We start from the raw sequence: 18919 nt of genomic DNA, 5'->3' as shown, positions 1-18919 counted from the left end.
TCGCGCTTTGCGGCAAGAGGCAAAACGCGGAACCGTCGTTTCAATAGGATTTATTTTCGGTTGATAAGGCCGCGTTCACAGCTTCCGGGTGACGCATTCTTCGTGTTCAACGACTGTGCGGGTGGACGCCGCCAGACATTCCAGAGCCGAGGCGACGTCCGGTACGATCTGCACCAGCGAGCGGGCTTCAGGCGAGGCGAACCCTTCCTCAACCGCATCGTTCAGCATGGCGATGAGCGAGCGTGCCCAGTTCTCGACATTTACGACGATGATCGGCTTGTCATGTAGCTTCAGTTGCCGCCATGTCAGGATTTCCATCAGTTCATCGAAGGTCCCGAACCCGCCCGGCAGAATAAGGAACGCATCCGCCAGAGCGAACATCTTCTGTTTGCGGGTATGCATGGAGTCGGTGACGACCAGTTCAGTGACGCCGCGGTGCATTACTTCCCGTGCCTTGAGGAACTCGGGGATGATCCCTGTTACACGCCCTCCCGCATGAATGGCAGCATCCGCGACCGTGCCCATCAGGCCGACATCCCCGCCGCCATAGACAAGATGGATGTTGGCCTGTGCGAGACCCGCTCCCATGGCTTCAGCGGCTTTCTTGTAGGCCGGACGATTGCCGAAACGGGAACCGCAGAACACGGCGGCGGCAGCGATGCGGGCAGGCATGATGATGGATTCTCCCTGAAAGTGGTCAGCGCTGCACTGGCAGTCCGGCGTGATCCTTATTACTCGTGCGGCCATGATACAGAGCCCTGTCTTTCCGCCAAGCCACGGTGGGGCGGAAAGAGAGACTTCTCGTTCAGATAGAGAGTTTTTTTCTGGAACAGGTCAGGGTCACGACAAAGCCGATGACGCTGAACGCGGCGGCGATCATGAACAGTGCCGGAAAACCCCACAGAGGAATGATCATCCCCAGTCCCGGACCGGAGACGCCGATGGCAAGATCGAGAAAGACGGAAAACCCACCGATCGCAACGCCCCGGTTGGCTTCACCCAGGCGTTTGAGCACCAGAACACCAAGGGCCGGGAAAATCAGCGAAAAACCGATCCCCGTGAGGGCAGCACCGACATTGGCCAGAAAGACCGAATGGCTAGCCGCCAGAGCGAGGAGGCCGATCGTTTCGACGGCCATGGAGATCATCGCCACACGCTGACCCCCGATCCTGTCGATGAAGGAAGAGAAGATAAAGCGCGTGACAACGAAGAAGCTGCCGAAAATAGCCAGTGCGATGGCCGCTCCCGACCAGTGACGCGCATCGTAATAGAGTGCCAGGCACGAGACGATCGCGCCGAATCCGACTGATGCTGCTCCCAGCGCGCTGCCGTAGGGCAAGATGGCCCTGAAGACACTGAGAGACGACGGTTTCGGTCCCGACGGAGGAGTTGGTTGAGTCGTTTCCTGTCGGGTTGCGTACGGAATGCCGACGGCGAGCAGCACTGCGGAAAGCAGCCCCACACCGATAAGGCCACCGAGCGGCGCATGAGAGGAGAAGATCAGTGAGGCGATCGGTGCACCGACGGCAATGCCCCCGTAAGAGCAGACGCCATTCCAAGAAATAACGGTCGCCGCGTTTGTCGATCCGGCCCGTTGCAGATTCCAGACGATAACCCCGACCGCCACCCAGCTTTCGCTGAACCCCAGAAGCGCACGTCCCATCAGGAGGAGGCCAAGCGAAAGCTTCGGCAGGGAAGGGCAGAGCGCCGCACCCACCAGCATCACGCCCGACAATGTGCCGACGATCAGTCCCGTGACGACAACCCCGCGCGCCCCGGTCGAATCGAGTTTGTTGCCAGCCCATGTGCGCGTTGCGAGCGTTGCCAGATATTGCGCCGAGACTGCAAATCCGGCGAGGGCGGTGCCGTAGCCGAGTGTATTGTGGACGAAAAGCGGTACCACCGCCATCTGGAGCCCGATCACCGTGTAACAGGTAACGATGAACGTCAGGATCGGAAGGATGCGGGCGACGACGGAAGATGCGGGGTGGACAGAGGGAGGCATTAAGGTATCCGGCGGGGTTGCGGAAGCGACGGTTCCAGAGAATGGGCAGGCGGTCTAACCTGTTAACGATCCGGAGCCGCTGCCGTTTCGGCGGCATGACTATCAAACAAGGAAATCCGCCATGACGACCGAGCCGCAGCACAGCCGCCCACCGTCCATTTCCGATCAGCCGGATGACGGAGGATACGTCACTCTGTCGAGCCGCATCGCCTATGAAAATCCCTGGACCAAAGTACGTGAGGACATCATTCGCCGTCCTAACGGCAAGGACGGGCTTTACGGTGTGGTCGAGCGTGGCGATTTCGTTGTTATCATGCCGGTCGGCGGGGAGGGTGACAACCGCACCGTTACGCTGATTCAGCAATTCCGCTATCCCGTGGGGCGCCGCATGTGGGAGTTTCCCATGGGGATGTGGGAAAGCCGCCCAGACGCGGAACCCGACGCGGTCGCCGCCGGGGAACTGCGCGAGGAGACCGGACTGATCGCCGGTCATATGCAGCATGTCGGCATCGTCTATCAGGGAGCGGGCTATTCCACCCAGCGCGGGCATGTCTACCTCGCAACGGACCTGACGCAGGGGCCGAACGCCCTTGAGGAGACGGAACAGGACATTACCTGCCACACTCTCCCGCTGGCCGAGTTCGAACGGATGGTCCGCGACAATGAAATCACCTGCATGGTGACGCTGGCGACCTTTACCATGATCCGTGCCCAGGGACTTGTCTGAACAGCGACCCCTTTCGAGCGGTCGAGTAACGTGGTCCGAATGGCAGGGCTGCGGCAAAGGCGGCGCTCTGCTGCCCTGAAATTGACAGCGTAACAGTTTCTCCGCCCTTCTTTTTCTGCGGGAAAAGGTCTCTTGCCCGCCGGGAAAGCACGGCAGGGGATGGTGGAGGGCGGGATGCAGGGCGATATCAGTGGCATGGTGACGGGTGCGAGGCGCGCCGCGTCTCCCGATGGTATTTCTTCGGGGGACGCAGGGAAGCATTCCGTCCTGCCTCCCTCCGTGTTCGCTGGTGACGTAGACGACGCCGCTGCGGAGCGTGCCCAGCAGGCCCGCATGCATGAGGCGGTCCGTCATGCCCGTCTGGGGGTCAATCAGGTCTGTCTCATCATCCTGACAGTTCTGGCCGTCTTCTATACTCTGCGCTTCGCCGCCTCGATCGTGTTGCCGCTGGTCATGGCCGTGGTCACGAACCTGATGCTCGGCACACCCATGCGGCTCATCGCCCACTGGACGCGGCTTCCCAAACCCATTGTGGCTTTTCTGCTGATCGCCAGCATGTTCGGCGGATTGACCGCCATCGGCATGGCGGTGTCCGTACCAGCCGCCGGGTGGCTCTCGCAGTTGCCGGAAGAAATCACGCTCGTTCAGTCACATCTCGCTCTTCTGCATGACCCGATCCACTTCCTGCAGAACACCAGCCTGCGGGTTCAGAAACTGCTCGGCATGGCCCCCGGCAGTCATGCGCCCTCCGCCGTCGCTCCGGACTTCATGCCGCTAGGCTCCTCCCTCCTGCTCGGCACGCAGGCTTTCATGGGGCAGCTCTTCACGTTCTTCATCATGCTGTTCTTCCTGCTCGCTCAGGGGGACAGCCTCCTGCGTCGCTTTGTCGAGATCATGCCGACCTTCAACGACAAGCGTCGCGCCGTGCAGATTGCGACGCATATCGAGCGGAACATCTCGATCTATCTCGCTACCATCACGATGATGAATATGTTTGTCGGTATTGCGAACACCATCCAGTGCTGGGCGGTCGGGATGCCGAACCCATTGCTGTGGGGCGTGGTTGCCTTCGCTCTGAACTACATTCCCATCATCGGGCCGTTTAGCGGAATGGTGATCTATTTCTGCGTGGCGCTCCTGACCTTTCCGACAGCCTTTCACGCCCTGTTACCCCCCGCGATCTATCTCTGCATTCATCTGCTGGAAGGTGAGACCATCACCCCCATGCTGCTGGCACGCCGTTTCACCCTGAATCCTGTTCTTGTCATGGCCTCGCTGCTGTTCTGGGACTGGATGTGGGGCATCACAGGGGCGTTCCTGTCCGTGCCGATGCTCGCCGTGTTCAAGATCATCTGCGACCATGTCGATTACCTGACACCCATCGGGCACATGATCGGAGGGCCGGGGGCGATGCATGCCGAGCATGAAAATGTCCATGAAAAGGTTTCGGATAAAGCTGCATAGATTGGGAAGGAAGAAAACTCGCAATGGTCTTTGTCGCGGGATAAATAAACAGCCAAAGGAACTTATGTTCTGAACGAATGTTTATGCTTTCGATTGTTCTGGTATCATTGGAAGCAGAAAATGAAACGTATTCTTGCTCTTTCTCTCGGCCTTGCCCTGTCGGTTGGTTCTCAGGCTGCTTTTGCTCAGGCGACAAGTAAAAGCGGTGTGCCGCCGACCGCTGAAGGAGCGGCCGCGCAGGTCGGGAAAAGTCCGGCATCGGCCAAGACCAAAACAGGTAAGCGGGTTGAACCGTCACAAAAGCTCTGGAACAATCCACGTACCGTTTCCGAGCAGCCTGGTACCACTCCGCCCCCCAATCAGGGCACGGTCACGTCCCCGAAGTCGTCCACGTCTGTGGAAAAACAACAGCCCACCGAGAATGAGCGGTAAGGTGCTTCTTGTTCCAGCTTGAACTGGTGAGGACCTGTGTTGCTGGTGGGTGCAGATCCCGCAACACAGGCCCTCACCAGTTCGTGGCGCGCGCTACAGACCGACAACAATGTTGAAGTCGCAGAAAGCGCCTTTCTTGCCAAAGGCAGGGGTGTTGCGTAAACGCCAGCCCGTGTCGAAGACGATATTGACAATGCGATTGATCTTCGTGGGCAAATCAATGCCTATGCTGCTCACAATGGTCTTGTTAACGGCCGTCGAGCGGGTGGTTATCCCGTTCACCGCAGACGCCGCTATCACAGGATGATGTGCTGACATAAGGACAGGGTCTATGGCGAGGCGCTGAATGATATTGCCAGTTTTGTTCCGTGTGTGATGCCGCAAGGGAGGCAGCGCCTTCCTTTTGCGGTGGGATCTGTCCGATGCTGAGTCATCGTGTTTCCCAATTAAAGCGACCTTTATGGTCTCTATTTCGATATCCGCAGCGAACTGTCATTTATGATGACATTGAGGGCTGATGAGAAAGCCGAGACGATGGCCAGCCCGTCATCGGCCTGAAAATAGTCCGTCGAACTGGAAGCGCAGTCCTGCATGGAGCCCTGCATGGTGCCGCTTCCTGTCCCGGTATAAGGGCTGATATATGTGTCGAACAGCACGTTGCCAGGTACGGAATAGTAAGGCACCCAGATAGAGAAGAGTTGAACACCTTTGTTTTTAAGTGTTGTACAGGCCGTCGTATAACTGACATCTACATTATGATAATAAGGAGAATAGGTGGCGTCGTAGACATCTTCAGCTCCGTCAGAAATGAAAATTACATATGTCTTCATGGTGGTTGGAGTTGAGCCATCTCCAACATTGGTTATCTGACTGGTAAGCTGAGTCAGGGCGCTGGTCATCTTGGTGTAGCCGCCATTGTAATCAGCATAGTCAAGCGAACCGCGATTAGGATTGTTGTAGACATTGAAGTATTGCGTGGCATCTTCGACATCCACAGATGAGGATGCCGTGATGGCCGCTGCAATGTCGGTTGTTGGTGCCAGAAGTTGCTTGAAATTGGTTCCGAATGTGTTGATGCCAATGGAGATATATCCGGGATTGTCAGCAGCAAAATCTTTGATCTGCGACATGAAGGCTTCGATTGCTTCTGTGACGTAATCGATCTTCAGGTTGATGCCAGCCGTTTTGGCTGCGGCCCGCACATCGCATGGTGGCTTTGAGCCGGAAAAGACGGGTGTCATCGAACAGGCCCGGCTGATTCCGTAATATCCATTGGAATCGTGACAGGCGAAAGCACACTGATTACTGCTGTTTTCGAGATATGTAATGGCGCTGGACGTGCCGCCTACTGCCATGGAATTTGAAATATCGACAAGAAAAATGACCTGAAGATAAGTGTTTGACGCAGTCATGCTGGAGGTGGAGGTGACTGTGAGGGGTGCCGCAAGAGAGGGGACGAAGCTGAGCAGGAAAAGATTTGGTGTGGATGTGAGGGTAACGGTGACGCTGCCTGAATACTGGGTCGCGGCTGTATAATTAACAGTCGTCGTGGGTATCGGTGAAATGCCCGCGATACCGGCGTTTGCCGTGACGGCAGCCGTGGAGGTGGTTTGGGCTGTTTGCTGCGCGATGGCGTCAGAGGCATTCGTTCCGGCCGAAACCAGCGCGTTGTTGGCCGCCTGAGCCCCACGCAAGGAGGCGGCATCGGCAATGCTCTGAAGCTGGTTGCGTGTTTTGACCAGAGTTGCGATATCGGTGGCAGTGGCAATGCCGATAGTCATGGCGACGACCGCAGCAGGCACGATGAGAGCGACACTGCCTTCCCGTGATGAAAGAAATCGTCTGAGCAACCTTAATTCCTTTTCGCCTTGGTTCGTGCGTGTCCTGTCGCTCTGTGATTGGGTGTAGAAGTACGCATTTTATATATTATTAAGAATAACTTAGTTACATTTAGATATATAAAGTAACATTCGTGAGCTGTCGTCATGTGTTCAGGGTGCAGGACCGAAACTACGGGCTTTGCGCGCAGAACTGGAGGGCGGCTAATCGCTCCCGATTTGCACCGTTCTCGACATGCTAGTAATCCGGCTGCTCCAGTCAGGCCGCCCGAGGACCCATGATCCGTCTCGACAACATCAGCAAGCACAACGGCAAGCGTGTGATCTTCATCGAGGCGTCTGCCTCGCTCCAGAAGGGGGAGAAGATCGGCCTTGTCGGCCCCAACGGTGCCGGTAAGACAACGCTCTTCCGTCTGATTACGAAGCAGGAAGAGCCTGACGAGGGAAATATTGTCACCGACCGTGGCCTTTCCATAGGCTTTTTCAGTCAGGACGTCGGCGAGATGGCTGGCCGGAGCGCTGTGGCCGAAGTCATGGCCGGCGTGGGAGAGATTTCCACCGTGGCATCGGAGCTGGCCACACTGGAAATGGCCCTTGCCGACCCTGAACAGGCTGACCAGATGGAGACCATTCTGGAACGCTTCGGGGAAGTGCAGGCCCGGTTCGAGGAACTCGGCGGCTACGCGCTCGAAGGGAAGGCGCGCGAGGTTCTGGATGGCCTCGGTTTCAGTCAGGAGATGATGGACAGCGATGTCGGCAAACTGTCCGGCGGCTGGAAGATGCGCGTTGCGCTCGCCCGTATCCTGCTCATGCGTCCGGATGCGATGTTGCTTGATGAACCAAGCAACCATCTTGATCTCGAAAGTCTGATCTGGCTTGAGCAGTTCCTTGCGGGCTACGACGGCGCGCTGCTGATGACCTCGCATGATCGCGCCTTCATGAACCGCGTGATCAATAAGGTCATCGAGATCGACGGTGGCAATCTGACAAGCTTTTCAGGTGACTACGAGTTTTACGAACAGCAGCGTGCGCAGAATGAAAAGCAGCAGCAGGCGCAGTTCGAGCGCCAGAAAGCCATGCTTGCCAAGGAAGTTGCCTTTATCGACCGTTTCAAGGCCCGAGCCTCTCATGCTGCGCAGGTGCAGAGCCGTGTGAAGAAGCTGGAAAAGATCGACCGCGTCGAGCCACCGCGTCGTCGCCAGACCCTGTCATTCGAGTTTCCCCCAGCGCCACGTTCAGGAGATGTCGTCGTGACATTGAAAGGTGTGGACAAGAGCTATGGCAGCAAGGTGATCTATGAGGGGCTGGACCTCATGATCCGTCGGCAGGAGCGCTGCTGCGTTCTTGGTGTGAATGGTGCTGGTAAATCGACGTTGCTGAAGCTCGTCACCGGTACGACAGAACCGGACGCTGGAACAGTGACACGTGGCGGCAGCGTGAAGATGGGCTATTTCGCCCAGCACGCGATGGATCTTCTCGACGGCGGCCGCACGATTTTCGAAACGCTTGAGGACGCTTTTCCTCTCGCCAATCAGGGCTCACTCCGGGCGCTGGCAGGTGGGTTCGGTTTTTCCGGCGATGATATCGAAAAGCCCTGTCGTGTTCTGTCTGGTGGTGAAAAGGCGCGTCTTGTTCTGGCGCTGATGCTGTTCGATCCGCCGAATTTCCTCGTGCTTGATGAGCCGACCAACCATCTCGATATCGGCACCAAGGAAATGCTGATTAATGCCCTGTCAAAATATGAAGGCACCATGCTGTTCGTCTCGCATGACCGGCACTTCCTTGCGGCCCTGTCCAACCGGGTTCTGGAACTGACCGCTGAAGGCATCCATCGTTATGATGGTGGCTACACGGAATATGTCACCCGCACCGGACGCGAAGCGCCTGGACTACATGCATAAGACGAGGGGCGGGAGTTACTCCCGCCGCAGTACCTTGTCCGTGACGAATGAGGCGAGTTTGCCCGCGACGAAATCTCTTTTGAGAGCCGCTTCGTCATAATGATGCTCAACCCATTCCAGAAACGGAATGCGGCCTTCGGCTTCATTGCGATAAAGCCAGAAGAAAGCATCAAGAATCCCGGTTCTTGAGCTGTTGAAATGTCCGAAGCGCCATGAAAGCTGGCGCAGGGCATCGTCGGTTGTGCCACCTTCAAACATGACGACCAGCCCGGCTGCCAGCCCGGCCCGGTCCGCGCCGGATTTGCAGTGCATCAGCATCGGAAAATCGAGCGAGCGGTAGAGCGCCTCAAACCGCAGGATACGGTCACGATGGGGCGCTCCTCGGCTTTCGAAAGCCATGTCGACATGCTCAAGGCCCAACCGGTTTGCAGCCGTGCGGGAGAGCGCGTCGGACCCGCACTTCCGGTGTCCGCGCAGATTGACCAGCGTTTTCAGATGCAGCCGACGTTTTGCGGCGGCAAGCCGGGCAGGCGTCGGATGGTTGCAGCGATAGACCTTGCCCGGAATAACTGTGTGGAAATTGGTCCACACCAGCCGGAAGACCGCGTGATCCACGAACAGGCTGTCCATCCAGGCTTTGCGACGGCCGCTTGCCGAGGCCAGACTTCCTTCAAACACAAGGTCGCTCCATTTGTGAAGGGCGGGACTATAGAGAGGGGCGTCCGACTCTCCAAGGGAGGGGGTTGGCCTCAGGAGAAGGTGAGGGCGCCTGAAGTGGGGGCGGTGAACTCCCACAGGATGCCATCCGGTTCTGCGCGATAGACGACGACGGCACCGTTCACGCCGCGTGGGTTCCTCTCGATCAGCGCCGTGCCGAACCCTTTTCGCAGTGGCTCAGAAATGGGTGGCCCCCCCTCTTCTTTCCACCGCATCCGGAAAAAGCGCTCGCCATCCTGTTTTTCAATGTTCCACGCGACGGAGACCGTGCCGACGGGATTCGAAAAAGCGCCATGCCTGACGGCATTTGTAGTGAGTTCATGAATGGCCAGACCGATTTTCTCGGCGGCTTCAGGGCGGAGTTTGATGGTCGGATCGCCGTCGATGTGCAGGCGTTGTGACCGCTCGTCCCCGACCGTGACAGTCTGTGCGACGACCACATGCTGGACCGTCGCGCCTGTCCAGTGATCCTGAACAAGCAGGTCCTGACTGCGGGCGATGGAGGTGATGCGCTTATCCAGAATCGACACGAATTCTTCGTGCGGATCAGGAACGGTACGACGCATCAGGGCGCGGATGACGGTGAGCATGTTTCGTGCACGGTGGCTGACTTCCCGCAGAAGCATCCCGATCCGCTGTTCGTCATGATGAGCCGCCGTAACGTCTCGCGACACACACAGGATGGCCTCCACTTCGCCCGCAGGGGTCAGGAGAGGTGTCAGCATGTTGTCCCAGTAACGCGGACTTTCACCCGGGGTCTGGCTGATGCCGAAAAACCGGTTGCAGATACCGTTCCTGGCTTTTTTCAGCGCCTCACGCCCCGGTTCGCCGATCTCCGGCGGCAGCAGCCCGAGCCAGTCCATCCCGAAATCCGAATCCTGCGGCACACAGAGTGCCGTGCACCCTGCCTCGTTCATGTGGGCGAGGGTTCCGTCTGTGTTGATGAGCTTGATGCAATCGGTACTGACGTTCAGCATTTCCATGCGCATTCTGGCAGTGTGCCGGAGCGCGAGGTCGTCTGCCTTCTCTTTGTGCAGGCAGGTGAGGATATGCAGCCAGAAAAGAACCCGACCATCCTCATCGGCATGAGGAGCGGTGCGAAGGAGGAACCATTGTGGGTTGGAAGACTGCGCTTCGATGCGGAACTCGGTCTCCTGTGGTTGCCCGTTTCCATAAGAGAGCTGGATAGCGGTTTCGACATCCCGGCGGTCCGCCGGATGCACGCATTTTATCCACTCAGGAGAAGCGAAATCCTGCGCTGTATTGGCGGTATGCTTTCGCCATGCCTTGTTGAAATAGATATATGAGCCGTTGGGACGAACGATCCCGATCAGATCAGGTAAAAAATCAAAGGCTTCGCAGTTTGCTGCGGAAATGACAGCGTCAATTGTATTCATTGAGGAAGCCTTGCGCACACATGCCGATCCGTACACGCTGTTTGATGTACACTTTTTCAGATAGATGGCATAAAAATCAATTTCTGTAAAACTTTCTATCCTCATTATGTATTTGTGAGATGTAAATACTGAATGAAAAATTCAAAGAAGAATAGTATGAATATCTCTGTTTTGTTGCCTGTGTATTTTCATTCAGGTCTCAATAGTGGAATGCGCATGATCTCACGCGTGCTTATAAGAATCTCGGCAGATGAAAGTTCCATATCGGGTTCGATACGTTCCGGTTTGCCGTCGGTCTCTCTTCCTGTCATGGAAGCGTGATGACAGGGAAAACCACCTTCGAGATCTTTCTCGCCACCGTTCCCGGCCTCGAAGCCGTGCTGTGCGATGAAGTGCGCCATAAGGGATTCAGATCTCCTTCCGTTGTGCCGGGAGGGGTGACCATCAGAGGTGGATGGCCGGAAGTCTGGCGGGCGAACCTCTGGGTGCGTGGCACCAGCCGTGTGCTGGCCCGGATCGATTCGTTTCATGTTACGCATCTCGCGCAGCTCGATCACCGTGCCCGGCAGGTGGCCTGGGCGGACATCCTGCGTCCGGAGGTTCCTTTTCGGGTGGAAGCCACCTGCGCGACCTCCCGAATTTATCACGCGGGAGCGGCTGCCGAACGCATTACCCGGGCCATTCACGAAACGATCGGAGCGCCGCACGCGGATAACGACGACGGCGTTCTGGTGCGAGCCCGGTTCGACCAGAATGTCTGCACCCTGAGTGTCGACACGTCGGGTGACCTCCTGCATCGGCGTGGTCACAAGGAGGCGGTGAATCGCGCCCCGATACGCGAGACGATGGCCTCCCTGTTCCTGCGCCAGTGCGGTTACAGCGGTCAGGAACCGGTGGTTGATCCTCTGTGCGGCTCAGGCACCTTCATTCTCGAAGCGGCGGAAATTGCAGCGCGTCTTAACCCCGGCCGGTCCCGGCATTTCGCCTTTGAAAAACTGGCGACGTTCGATGCGGAAGCATGGGAGCGGATGCGGACGGTGAAAAGTGAGCGGATTCCATCGGTCAGGTTTTACGGTAGTGACCGCGACGAGGGGGCTGTCGCCATGAGTGAGGCCAATGCGGCGCGGGCTGGAATCACTGACTTCGTGACATTCGCACGGGCGACGATCAGTGAATTGCAACCGCCGGAAGGTCCGGTCGGACTTGTCATCGCCAATCCGCCATATGGAACGCGGATCGGCGACAAAAAATCACTCATTCCGCTTTACCGTGCCCTTGGCCAGACCCTGCTGGCGCGTTTCTCCGGCTGGCGCGTCGGCATTGTCACGACAGAGAGCGGGCTGGCCCATGCGACCGGCCTGCCTTTCCTGCCGCCACCTGCGCCTGTCCCGCATGGCGGATTGCGGGTGACGCTGTTCCAGACCGCACCACTTCCCTGAAGACACCCCTCACGGGTTGTGTGAAGCGCTCCCGTTTGTCATGCGTGCGTCTGGACCGGCGCATTCTGTGTCGATCGGAAAGATGGAGAAATCGGGATGAGCGACAGCATGACTTGCCCGCAGTGTGGTTGCGAGCATGTTTATCAGGATGGCCCCCTGTGGATATGCCCGGAATGTGCCCATGAATGGAGTGGGGAAGCGTCCGGCGAGGCAGGTGAGGGCGTCCGTGTCATTCGGGACGCCAACGGCAACGAACTGGACGATGGCGATACCGTGACGGTCATCAAGGATCTGAAGATCAAGGGATCTTCGCAGGTGGTGAAGGGCGGAACCAAGGTGAAAGGCATCCGCCTTGTCGATGGCACGGATGGCCATGACATCGCCTGCAAGATTCCCGGGTTTGGCGCCATGAACCTGAAGTCGGAATTCGTGAAAAAATCCTGAGGGCTATTGTCTGACTTTCGGCGAAAGTGATCGTCGCCGAAAGTCAGGAGGTCACTCCTGCACACATGATGGGCGTGTCGAGGGTCCTGTCTGTCAGGCCGTGTGTGAACGCGGCTTGAACAGCAGCGAAGCCACGCGGTGCCCCAGACGGTTCACGGGTTTTTCCACGGTCTCGTAAAGCAGATGACTCAGCGGCAGCACGAGGATCAGGGTGAGACCCAGCACGAGTCCTTCGCGGGCCGTCATGGAGAGGTTCGGCAGCAGAGGCGAGAGCAGTCGCCCGGCGATGGCAATGATCAGGAAGTGCAGCAGATAGATGCTGTAGGAAATATTCCCCAGCCACAGAAGTGGACGGCAGGACAGGGCGCGGGCGACGGCTCCCCCCCGGGCCAGTCCGAACAGCAGCAGGGCCGAGAAGACCGCTTCGGGGATGACAAGTCGGGGTGAACTGAAAACGGCGCCCAGTGTTTCCGGTTCTGTCAGGACAGTGGTCGGTAAGGACATGCCGACAGCAGCCAGCAGTAGTCCGACGCCGGTGAGCGTGACTGTCGTGTTCTGCCATGCCCTGTAGGCCACCATTCCGGCCACGAAGCTGAACGCATAAATGAAGGGCAGTCCTTTTCCGCCTGCGGGGGCGAATGCGGCCAGCAGGAGCGTCACGATTGCCAGAGGCAGGAAGGCGCGTGCCCCTTTCGTGCTGGCGACCCACAGGAAAGGAAAGAACAGGGCTGCGATCAGTTCGACCATGACCGTCCAGTTCTGAGGCACCAGAGCACCCGAAAGCGACAGCATGCATTTGAGAAACAGGAACGGCGAGAGGGGCATGTCATGCGGCAGGAGGCCGGTCATGAATGGATCGCTGCCCTCGATGGGCCAGGCTGAAAGAGGCGAGCGTATATACAGATAGCTGAGAAGCGAAACGGCCATCACGCAGGGAAGAATACGGAAAACGCGTCGGGTCCAGAAGGTGAGGAGCGTGGGGAGTGTCAGCGACTGCCGTTCCAGCGAGTGGGTCAGGACGAAACCACTCAGCACAAAGAAGAGGGTCACGGCGGCAGGGGAGTTGAAAAAGAAGAAGACGATGACAGTCGTCAGATGGTCCGGAATGGGATAGCAGGCCAGAACATGCCGTATGACCACGGTCAGCGCGGCGAGTCCGCGCAGGGACTGGAGCGCTTCGAAGCGGACAGACCCCGCTGCTGGTCGGGACGCGAACATGCCTTTCTGCCCTGAATACATCTGCTCTCGTGCCCTGCCTGTTGCGCCTGAATACCGAACTCATACCCGAAAATGCGTCGGGAGAATGGTCAGTGAGAGTATTCCCATTAAAAAACGCCGGAAGGTTTCCCTTCCGGCGTTTTTCGTGAGTGCAGGGCGATGGGGATCAGAGCTTGCGCTCGACCTGCAATTCCTTGATCCGGCCGATGGCTTTTGCCGGATTCAGACCCTTCGGGCAGGTCTGCGTGCAGTTCATGATCGTGCGGCAGGCATAGAGCTTGAAGGTATCTTCCAGTGCATCCAGCCTGTCGCCCTGATGCTCGTCACGGCTGTCCGCGATCCAGCGATAGGCCGCAAGCAGCGTGGCCGGACCGAGGTACCGGTCGCCGTTCCACCAGTAGGACGGGCACGACGTGGTGCAGCAGAAGCACAGGATGCACTCCCACATGCCGTCCAGTTTGGCGCGCTCTTCCGGTGACTGGAGACGCTCGCCATCCGGCGGCGGTGCGCTGTCGGCCTTCATCCACGGCTCGATGGAGCGCAGCTGGGCATATGCGCCGTCGAGGTTGGACACGAGGTCCTTCACGATGGGCATGTGGGGCAGGGGATTGATGAGGATGTCGCCCTGCATGTCCCGCACCGGCTTGAGGCACGCGAGCGTGTTCTCGCCGTCGATGTTCATCGCACAGGAACCGCAGATGCCCTCACGGCAGGAACGGCGGAACGTCAGCGTCGGATCGACATCGTTCTTGATGTGGATGAGTGCATCGAGCACCATCGGCCCGATGCTGTCGATGTCGATTTCGTAAGTATCCATCACCGGATTGCTGTCGTCATCCGGTGTCCAGCGATAGATCTTGAAAGTCCGCACATTTTTGGAGCCAGCGGGGGCAGGAAAGAACTGTCCCTTGCCCACCGTGCTGTTCCGCGGAAGTTTCAGTTCGACCATGTTCAGTCTCCCTCTTCTGACGGTGGGTTAATAGACGCGTTTTTTGGGCGGGAAGACCTGAACCTCATCGGTCAGTGTCTTCATATGCACCGGACGATACGTCATCTTCGTGCTGCCCTTGTTGTCCAGCCAGGACACGCTGTGCTTCATCCACTGCTTGTCATCGCGATCCGGATAATCGTCGCGGGCATGCGCGCCGCGGCTTTCATGACGGACCAGTCCGCTTTCAAGTGTGACGGTTGCATTGGCAAGGAGGTTCTCGAACTCGAGCGCTTCCATCAGGTCGCTGTTCCAGATCAGCGAACGGTCGGCGACGGAGAGATCCTCCTTCGCTTTCCAGATCTCCTGAATCTTGTCACAGCCTTCCTTGAGGCTCTCCTCGGTGCGGAACACCGCCGCATGCATCTGCATGTCGCGCTGGAGGCGATCACGCACTTCCGATACGCGCGTGCCGCCCTTGGCGTGCCGCAGGTTATCGAGGCGGTCGAGAGCGTTGTCGCCCGCACCGGCTGGCAGCGGCTTCACGAAATCAGTCGGCTTGACGATCTCGGCGGCCCGCTTGGCAGCGGCGCGTCCGAAGACGATCAGATCGAGCAGCGAGTTGGTGCCGAGGCGGTTCGCGCCATGCACGGACACGCAGGCCGCTTCGCCCACAGCCATCAGGCCGGGAACGACCGCATCCACATTGTCGGCCGTCGGCCGGACCACTTCGCCATGAATGTTCGTCGGGATGCCGCCCATGTTGTAGTGAACGGTCGGCAGAACCGGCACCGGCTCCTTCGTCACGTCCACACCGGCGAAGATGCGGGAAGTTTCGATGATGCCCGGCAGACGCTCGTGCAGCAGGTCGGAACCGAGATGCTCAAGATGCATCATCATGTGGTCTTTCTTCGGACCACAGCCGCGCCCTTCACGCATTTCAACCGTCATGGCGCGGGAGACGACGTCACGAGACGCCAGATCCTTCGCCGTCGGCGCATAACGCTCCATGAAGCGCTCGCCTTCCGAGTTGGTGAGGTAAGCGCCTTCACCACGGCAGCCTTCGGTGAGCAGGCAGCCCGCCGGATAGATGCCGGTCGGATGGAACTGCACGAATTCCATGTCCTGTGTCGGCAGGCCGGCGCGCATGACCATGCCGCCGCCATCGCCCGTGCAGGTATGGGCCGAGGTGCAGGACTGGTAGGCACGACCGTAACCGCCCGTCGCCAGAACGACCATCTTCGCGTTGAAGCGATGGATCGTGCCGTCATCCTGACACCACGCCATCACGCCACGACAGGCGCCATCGTCGTCCATGATAAGGTCGATGCCGAAATATTCGACGAAGAACTCGACGTTATGCTTCAGGCACTGCTGATACAGCGTGTGCAGGATCGCATGGCCCGTGCGGTCGGCGGCGGCGCAGGCGCGGGGCACCGGAGCCTTGCCGTAGTCGCTCATGTGGCCGCCGAAGGGGCGCTGGTAGATCTTGCCCTGTTCCGTGCGTGAGAACGGGACGCCGAAATGCTCGAGTTCGTGCACGGCGGGGACCGCCTCGCGGCACATGAACTCGATCGCGTCCTGATCGCCCAGCCAGTCAGACCCCTTGACGGTGTCGTACATGTGCCAGCGCCAGTTGTCCTCGGCCATGTTGCCGAGGGAGGCGCCGATGCCACCCTGAGCGGCCACGGTGTGGCTGCGGGTGGGGAAAACCTTGGTCACGCAGGCGGTGGAAAGACCTGCGGCGCCCATACCGAGCGTTGCGCGGAGACCCGACCCGCCGGCGCCGACCACGACCACGTCATAGGCGTGATCGACAATGCGGTAGGCCCCCCGGGAAGGAGAGGAATTAGCGTTCATAGTGACGGCGCTCCCGTTGTCTTGCGACCAGTCAGTGCATCAGAAAAACCGGCGGAGACCACAGGGCCGCGCCGGTCAGCGGCAATCAGCCTTTTGCGGCAGTGCGACCGAGGGCCAGTTTCAGCACCGAAAAGATGCCGAGCAGGCCGAGTAGGCCGGTGCCAATCTTTACGAGCAGCTTCGCGGGGGCGTGCGCCTTGCCGTGAACGTAATCGTCCACGATCACCTGAAGACCGACTTCCGCATGGTAGAAGCTGGTGGCCACCAGAGCCGCAAGCAGGGTCGCGTTGACCGGCTTGCCGCCCCATCTGGCAACCTTTTCATAGTCCTCACCACCCAGACGGAACATCTGGATGACGAACCAGCCGGAAAGCGGCAGCAGGCTTGCTGCTGAAACACGCTCGACGATCCAGTGATCGGTGCCTGAATGCCCCGAACCGAGACCACGGGCACGACCCAGCTGTGAGCGCATCACGGTGTGATGCGTGGGAGACGTTGCGTTCATCTCAGGAAGCCTTCTTCAGCAGCTTGGCGCGACGACGGGCGCGACAGCAGGAAATGCCGAGCAGGGACGTCGCGAGCGTGACGCCCACACCGGCGATGACGCCCAGTGCCACCCGCCCATCCTCGTTCAGTTCTTTCTTGTCGTAGCGACGACCGGCATCCCAGATGAAGTGGCGCAGGCCACCAACCGTGTGCCAGACCAGAGAGATGATCCATCCGAACAGGACCAGCTGGCCCAGCGGGTTGCCTGTCACCTTGCGGGCGCTGGCAAAAGACTTTGGGCCTTTCGCAAGGGCCGCCAGCCAGAAAACTCCAAGAGCGGAGCCGCCGGTCGCCACGACGCCGGTGATTCGGTTCGAGATGGAAAGAAACATCGACAGGCGCATTTTGTAGACCTGAAGATGCGGTGACATCGGTCGTCGGATTAGAGCGCCGTCGCTTCGGCTCCCGACATAGAGCGCTTCCCGGACATCCTGCATCGTCGCCTCGTCATCTTGTCCACGTAAAACGCCGCACAGAAGACGGCGTCATTCCGAAATCGGTCCTACGCCGCAGGGTTTTCGGGGTCAATTCAACGGGGAAACACGAGACCGAGAGGGATGCCGCGTTTGATGGGAACGCTGTCCTGCCGGGGGAGGTAATCCCTGCCGGAAAGGGGAGCCTATACTGTTCCAGCGCGGGTTGAATCGCCTAAAACAGTCGTTTGGTCGGTCACGCGGATCAAACCCGCGTGACCGTGCCGCGTCTTAGTTGCGGTTGGGCAACAGGTCGAGTGCAATCATGGTTTCGGCGATCTGAACAGCATTCAGGGCCGCGCCCTTGCGGAGGTTGTCGGCGACGCACCAGAAGGCGAGTCCGTTGGGCACCGTCGGGTCGATTCTCAGGCGCGACACATAGGTCGCGTCTTCCCCCACGCAGTCGATGGGCGTCACGTAGCCACCGTCATCGCGCTCATCGAGCAGGATCACGCCTTCGGCCTCACGCAACACTTCGCGTGCTTTCTTGAGGTCGACCGGTTCCTCGAATTCCACCGCAACCGCCTCCGAATGGCCGATGAACACCGGCACGCGCACGCAGGTAGCCATCACGGAGATCTCGGGGTCGAGGATCTTTTTCGTTTCGACGGCCATCTTCCACTCTTCCTTGGTGGCGCCGTCATCCATGAAGCGGTCGATCTGGGGAATGCAGTTGAACGCGATCTGCTTCTGGAACTGCTCGATCTTCGGCGGATCGTTGACGAACGTACCCTTGGTCTGGGTGAACAGTTCGTCCATGCCGTCCTTGCCCGCGCCGGACACGGCCTGATAGGTCGAGACGACGACACGCTTCACCGTGAACAGGTCATGGAGCGGCTTCAGCACCACGACCATCTGGATGGTGGAGCAGTTCGGGTTCGCGACAATGCCGCGCTTCGCCTTCTTCAGGTCGTTCGGGTTCACTTCCGGCACGACCAGCGGCACGTCCGGCTCCATGCGGAAATGGGACGTGTTGTCGATCACGATGCACCCGGCCTTCGCGGCGCGGGGAGCGTGAATGGCCGACACGCTGGCGCCCGGTGAGAACAGGGCAACATCCCAGCCCGTGAAGTCGAACGTCTCAAGGTTCTGCACCTTCAGAGTCCGGTCACCGAAGGACACTTCGCGTCCGGTCGAGCGCGGCGAAGCCAACGCCACGATTTCATCGACGGGGAACTCACGTTCCTGCAAGGTCTTCAGTATTTCGCGTCCGACAGCGCCTGTCGCGCCGACGACCGCTACGCGATAACCCATTTCAGTTCCTCTCCTGATCCACGTTCGTCATGGAGTTGCGATTCGGCACATATAGCAGGAACCCGGAGCGTGGAAGATTTATCGCATCTCCTGCTGAGGGCTTCAGGGAAGAAGTAGGGTCGCATTTTTGTGATCGCCAGAGGGCGTCCCCTCTTGTACGGTCTGACGGATGTGCGGGGTGAAACGCTGCCATTCGATTGAATGATGGATAGGCGGGACCAGAATAAGCAACGCCCGGCTGCAAAACGGCGGTGGGCCTGTCCCTCTGCCAAAAGA

At 58.8% G+C, this 18919-nt stretch carries 18 protein-coding genes; 6 read left to right on the top strand and 12 right to left on the bottom strand.

Features of this window, described 5'->3' with window-relative positions:
- Positions 1-75: 75 nt before the first annotated feature.
- Both GOB81_RS01960 and GOB81_RS01955 read right to left on the bottom strand, forming a co-directional pair.
- Positions 76-672, bottom strand: a complete 597-nt coding sequence (locus GOB81_RS01960; protein WP_173568669.1) for an LOG family protein — start codon at positions 670-672, stop codon at positions 76-78.
- Positions 673-805: 133 nt separating this feature from the next.
- The gene (locus GOB81_RS01955; RefSeq protein WP_173568668.1) at positions 806-2005 is read right to left on the bottom strand and encodes an MFS transporter; all 1200 of its coding nucleotides are present in this window, start codon (positions 2003-2005) and stop codon (positions 806-808) included.
- 121 nt (positions 2006-2126) lie between these two features.
- Here GOB81_RS01955 and GOB81_RS01950 point away from each other — a divergent pair, with 121 nt between their 5' ends.
- The 3 genes from GOB81_RS01950 to GOB81_RS01940 all read left to right on the top strand — a co-directional run bounded on the left by GOB81_RS01950 (position 2127) and on the right by GOB81_RS01940 (position 4628).
- On the top strand, positions 2127-2732 hold the full coding sequence (locus tag GOB81_RS01950; protein WP_173568667.1) for an NUDIX domain-containing protein: 606 nt from the start codon (positions 2127-2129) through the stop codon (positions 2730-2732).
- A gap of 333 nt (positions 2733-3065) precedes the next feature.
- The gene (locus GOB81_RS01945) at positions 3066-4196 is read left to right on the top strand and encodes an AI-2E family transporter (protein WP_242009994.1); all 1131 of its coding nucleotides are present in this window, start codon (positions 3066-3068) and stop codon (positions 4194-4196) included.
- A gap of 120 nt (positions 4197-4316) precedes the next feature.
- Positions 4317-4628: a hypothetical protein gene (locus tag GOB81_RS01940; protein ID WP_173568666.1), complete on the top strand. Its 312-nt coding sequence runs from the start codon at positions 4317-4319 to the stop codon at positions 4626-4628.
- Between the two features lie 93 nt (positions 4629-4721).
- On the opposite strand, the gene GOB81_RS01935 is transcribed toward GOB81_RS01940, so the two are convergent.
- Together GOB81_RS01935 and GOB81_RS01930 are read right to left on the bottom strand one after the other, a co-directional pair.
- Positions 4722-4910 (bottom strand): hypothetical protein, encoded by a 189-nt coding sequence (locus tag GOB81_RS01935; protein WP_173568665.1) that lies wholly within the window; start codon positions 4908-4910, stop codon positions 4722-4724.
- Positions 4911-5095: 185 nt separating this feature from the next.
- Positions 5096-6478 (bottom strand): TadE/TadG family type IV pilus assembly protein, encoded by a 1383-nt coding sequence (locus GOB81_RS01930; RefSeq protein WP_173568664.1) that lies wholly within the window; start codon positions 6476-6478, stop codon positions 5096-5098.
- 266 nt (positions 6479-6744) lie between these two features.
- Between GOB81_RS01930 and GOB81_RS01925 the strand changes: the two genes are divergently transcribed.
- A complete protein-coding gene (locus tag GOB81_RS01925) occupies positions 6745-8367 on the top strand; it encodes an ABC-F family ATP-binding cassette domain-containing protein (RefSeq protein WP_173568663.1) in 1623 nt (540 codons plus the stop codon).
- A 15-nt stretch (positions 8368-8382) separates the two neighbouring features.
- Here the strand turns inward: GOB81_RS01925 and GOB81_RS01920 are convergent, their stop codons facing one another.
- Both GOB81_RS01920 and GOB81_RS01915 read right to left on the bottom strand, forming a co-directional pair.
- Entirely contained in the window at positions 8383-9045 is a 663-nt protein-coding gene (locus GOB81_RS01920; RefSeq protein ID WP_173568662.1) for a protein-tyrosine phosphatase family protein, read from the bottom strand.
- A 71-nt stretch (positions 9046-9116) separates the two neighbouring features.
- On the bottom strand, positions 9117-10481 hold the full coding sequence (locus GOB81_RS01915; RefSeq protein ID WP_173568661.1) for a sensor histidine kinase: 1365 nt from the start codon (positions 10479-10481) through the stop codon (positions 9117-9119).
- 320 nt (positions 10482-10801) lie between these two features.
- On the opposite strand from GOB81_RS01915, the gene GOB81_RS01910 reads away from it, so the two are divergent.
- Complete coding sequence (locus GOB81_RS01910; RefSeq protein WP_173568660.1) at positions 10802-11920, top strand: THUMP domain-containing class I SAM-dependent RNA methyltransferase; 1119 nt, start codon at positions 10802-10804, stop codon at positions 11918-11920.
- Between the two features lie 96 nt (positions 11921-12016).
- Positions 12017-12364: a zinc ribbon domain-containing protein YjdM gene (locus tag GOB81_RS01905; RefSeq protein WP_173568659.1), complete on the top strand. Its 348-nt coding sequence runs from the start codon at positions 12017-12019 to the stop codon at positions 12362-12364.
- A gap of 93 nt (positions 12365-12457) precedes the next feature.
- On the opposite strand, the gene GOB81_RS01900 is transcribed toward GOB81_RS01905, so the two are convergent.
- The 6 genes from GOB81_RS01900 to GOB81_RS01875 form a co-directional block, all read right to left on the bottom strand.
- Entirely contained in the window at positions 12458-13582 is a 1125-nt protein-coding gene (locus tag GOB81_RS01900) for an acyltransferase family protein (protein WP_173568658.1), read from the bottom strand.
- Between the two features lie 166 nt (positions 13583-13748).
- Complete coding sequence (locus GOB81_RS01895; RefSeq protein ID WP_173568657.1) at positions 13749-14531, bottom strand: succinate dehydrogenase iron-sulfur subunit; 783 nt, start codon at positions 14529-14531, stop codon at positions 13749-13751.
- 27 nt (positions 14532-14558) lie between these two features.
- Positions 14559-16370 carry a succinate dehydrogenase flavoprotein subunit gene (gene sdhA, locus GOB81_RS01890; protein ID WP_173568656.1) on the bottom strand — a complete coding sequence of 604 codons (1812 nt, stop codon included), beginning with the start codon at positions 16368-16370 and terminating at the stop codon, positions 14559-14561.
- Between the two features lie 85 nt (positions 16371-16455).
- A complete protein-coding gene (sdhD, locus tag GOB81_RS01885) occupies positions 16456-16875 on the bottom strand; it encodes a succinate dehydrogenase, hydrophobic membrane anchor protein (RefSeq protein ID WP_173568655.1) in 420 nt (139 codons plus the stop codon).
- A 1-nt stretch (position 16876) separates the two neighbouring features.
- Entirely contained in the window at positions 16877-17353 is a 477-nt protein-coding gene (gene sdhC, locus GOB81_RS01880) for a succinate dehydrogenase, cytochrome b556 subunit (protein WP_173568654.1), read from the bottom strand.
- Positions 17354-17620: 267 nt separating this feature from the next.
- On the bottom strand, positions 17621-18643 hold the full coding sequence (locus GOB81_RS01875) for an aspartate-semialdehyde dehydrogenase (RefSeq protein WP_173568653.1): 1023 nt from the start codon (positions 18641-18643) through the stop codon (positions 17621-17623).
- Positions 18644-18919 lie beyond the last annotated feature (276 nt).

This window comes from Acetobacter conturbans (assembly GCF_011516755.1).
In the GTDB taxonomy this organism is placed as follows: Bacteria; Pseudomonadota; Alphaproteobacteria; order Acetobacterales; family Acetobacteraceae; genus Acetobacter; species Acetobacter conturbans.
This window is presented reverse-complemented; position numbering and strand designations above follow the sequence as displayed.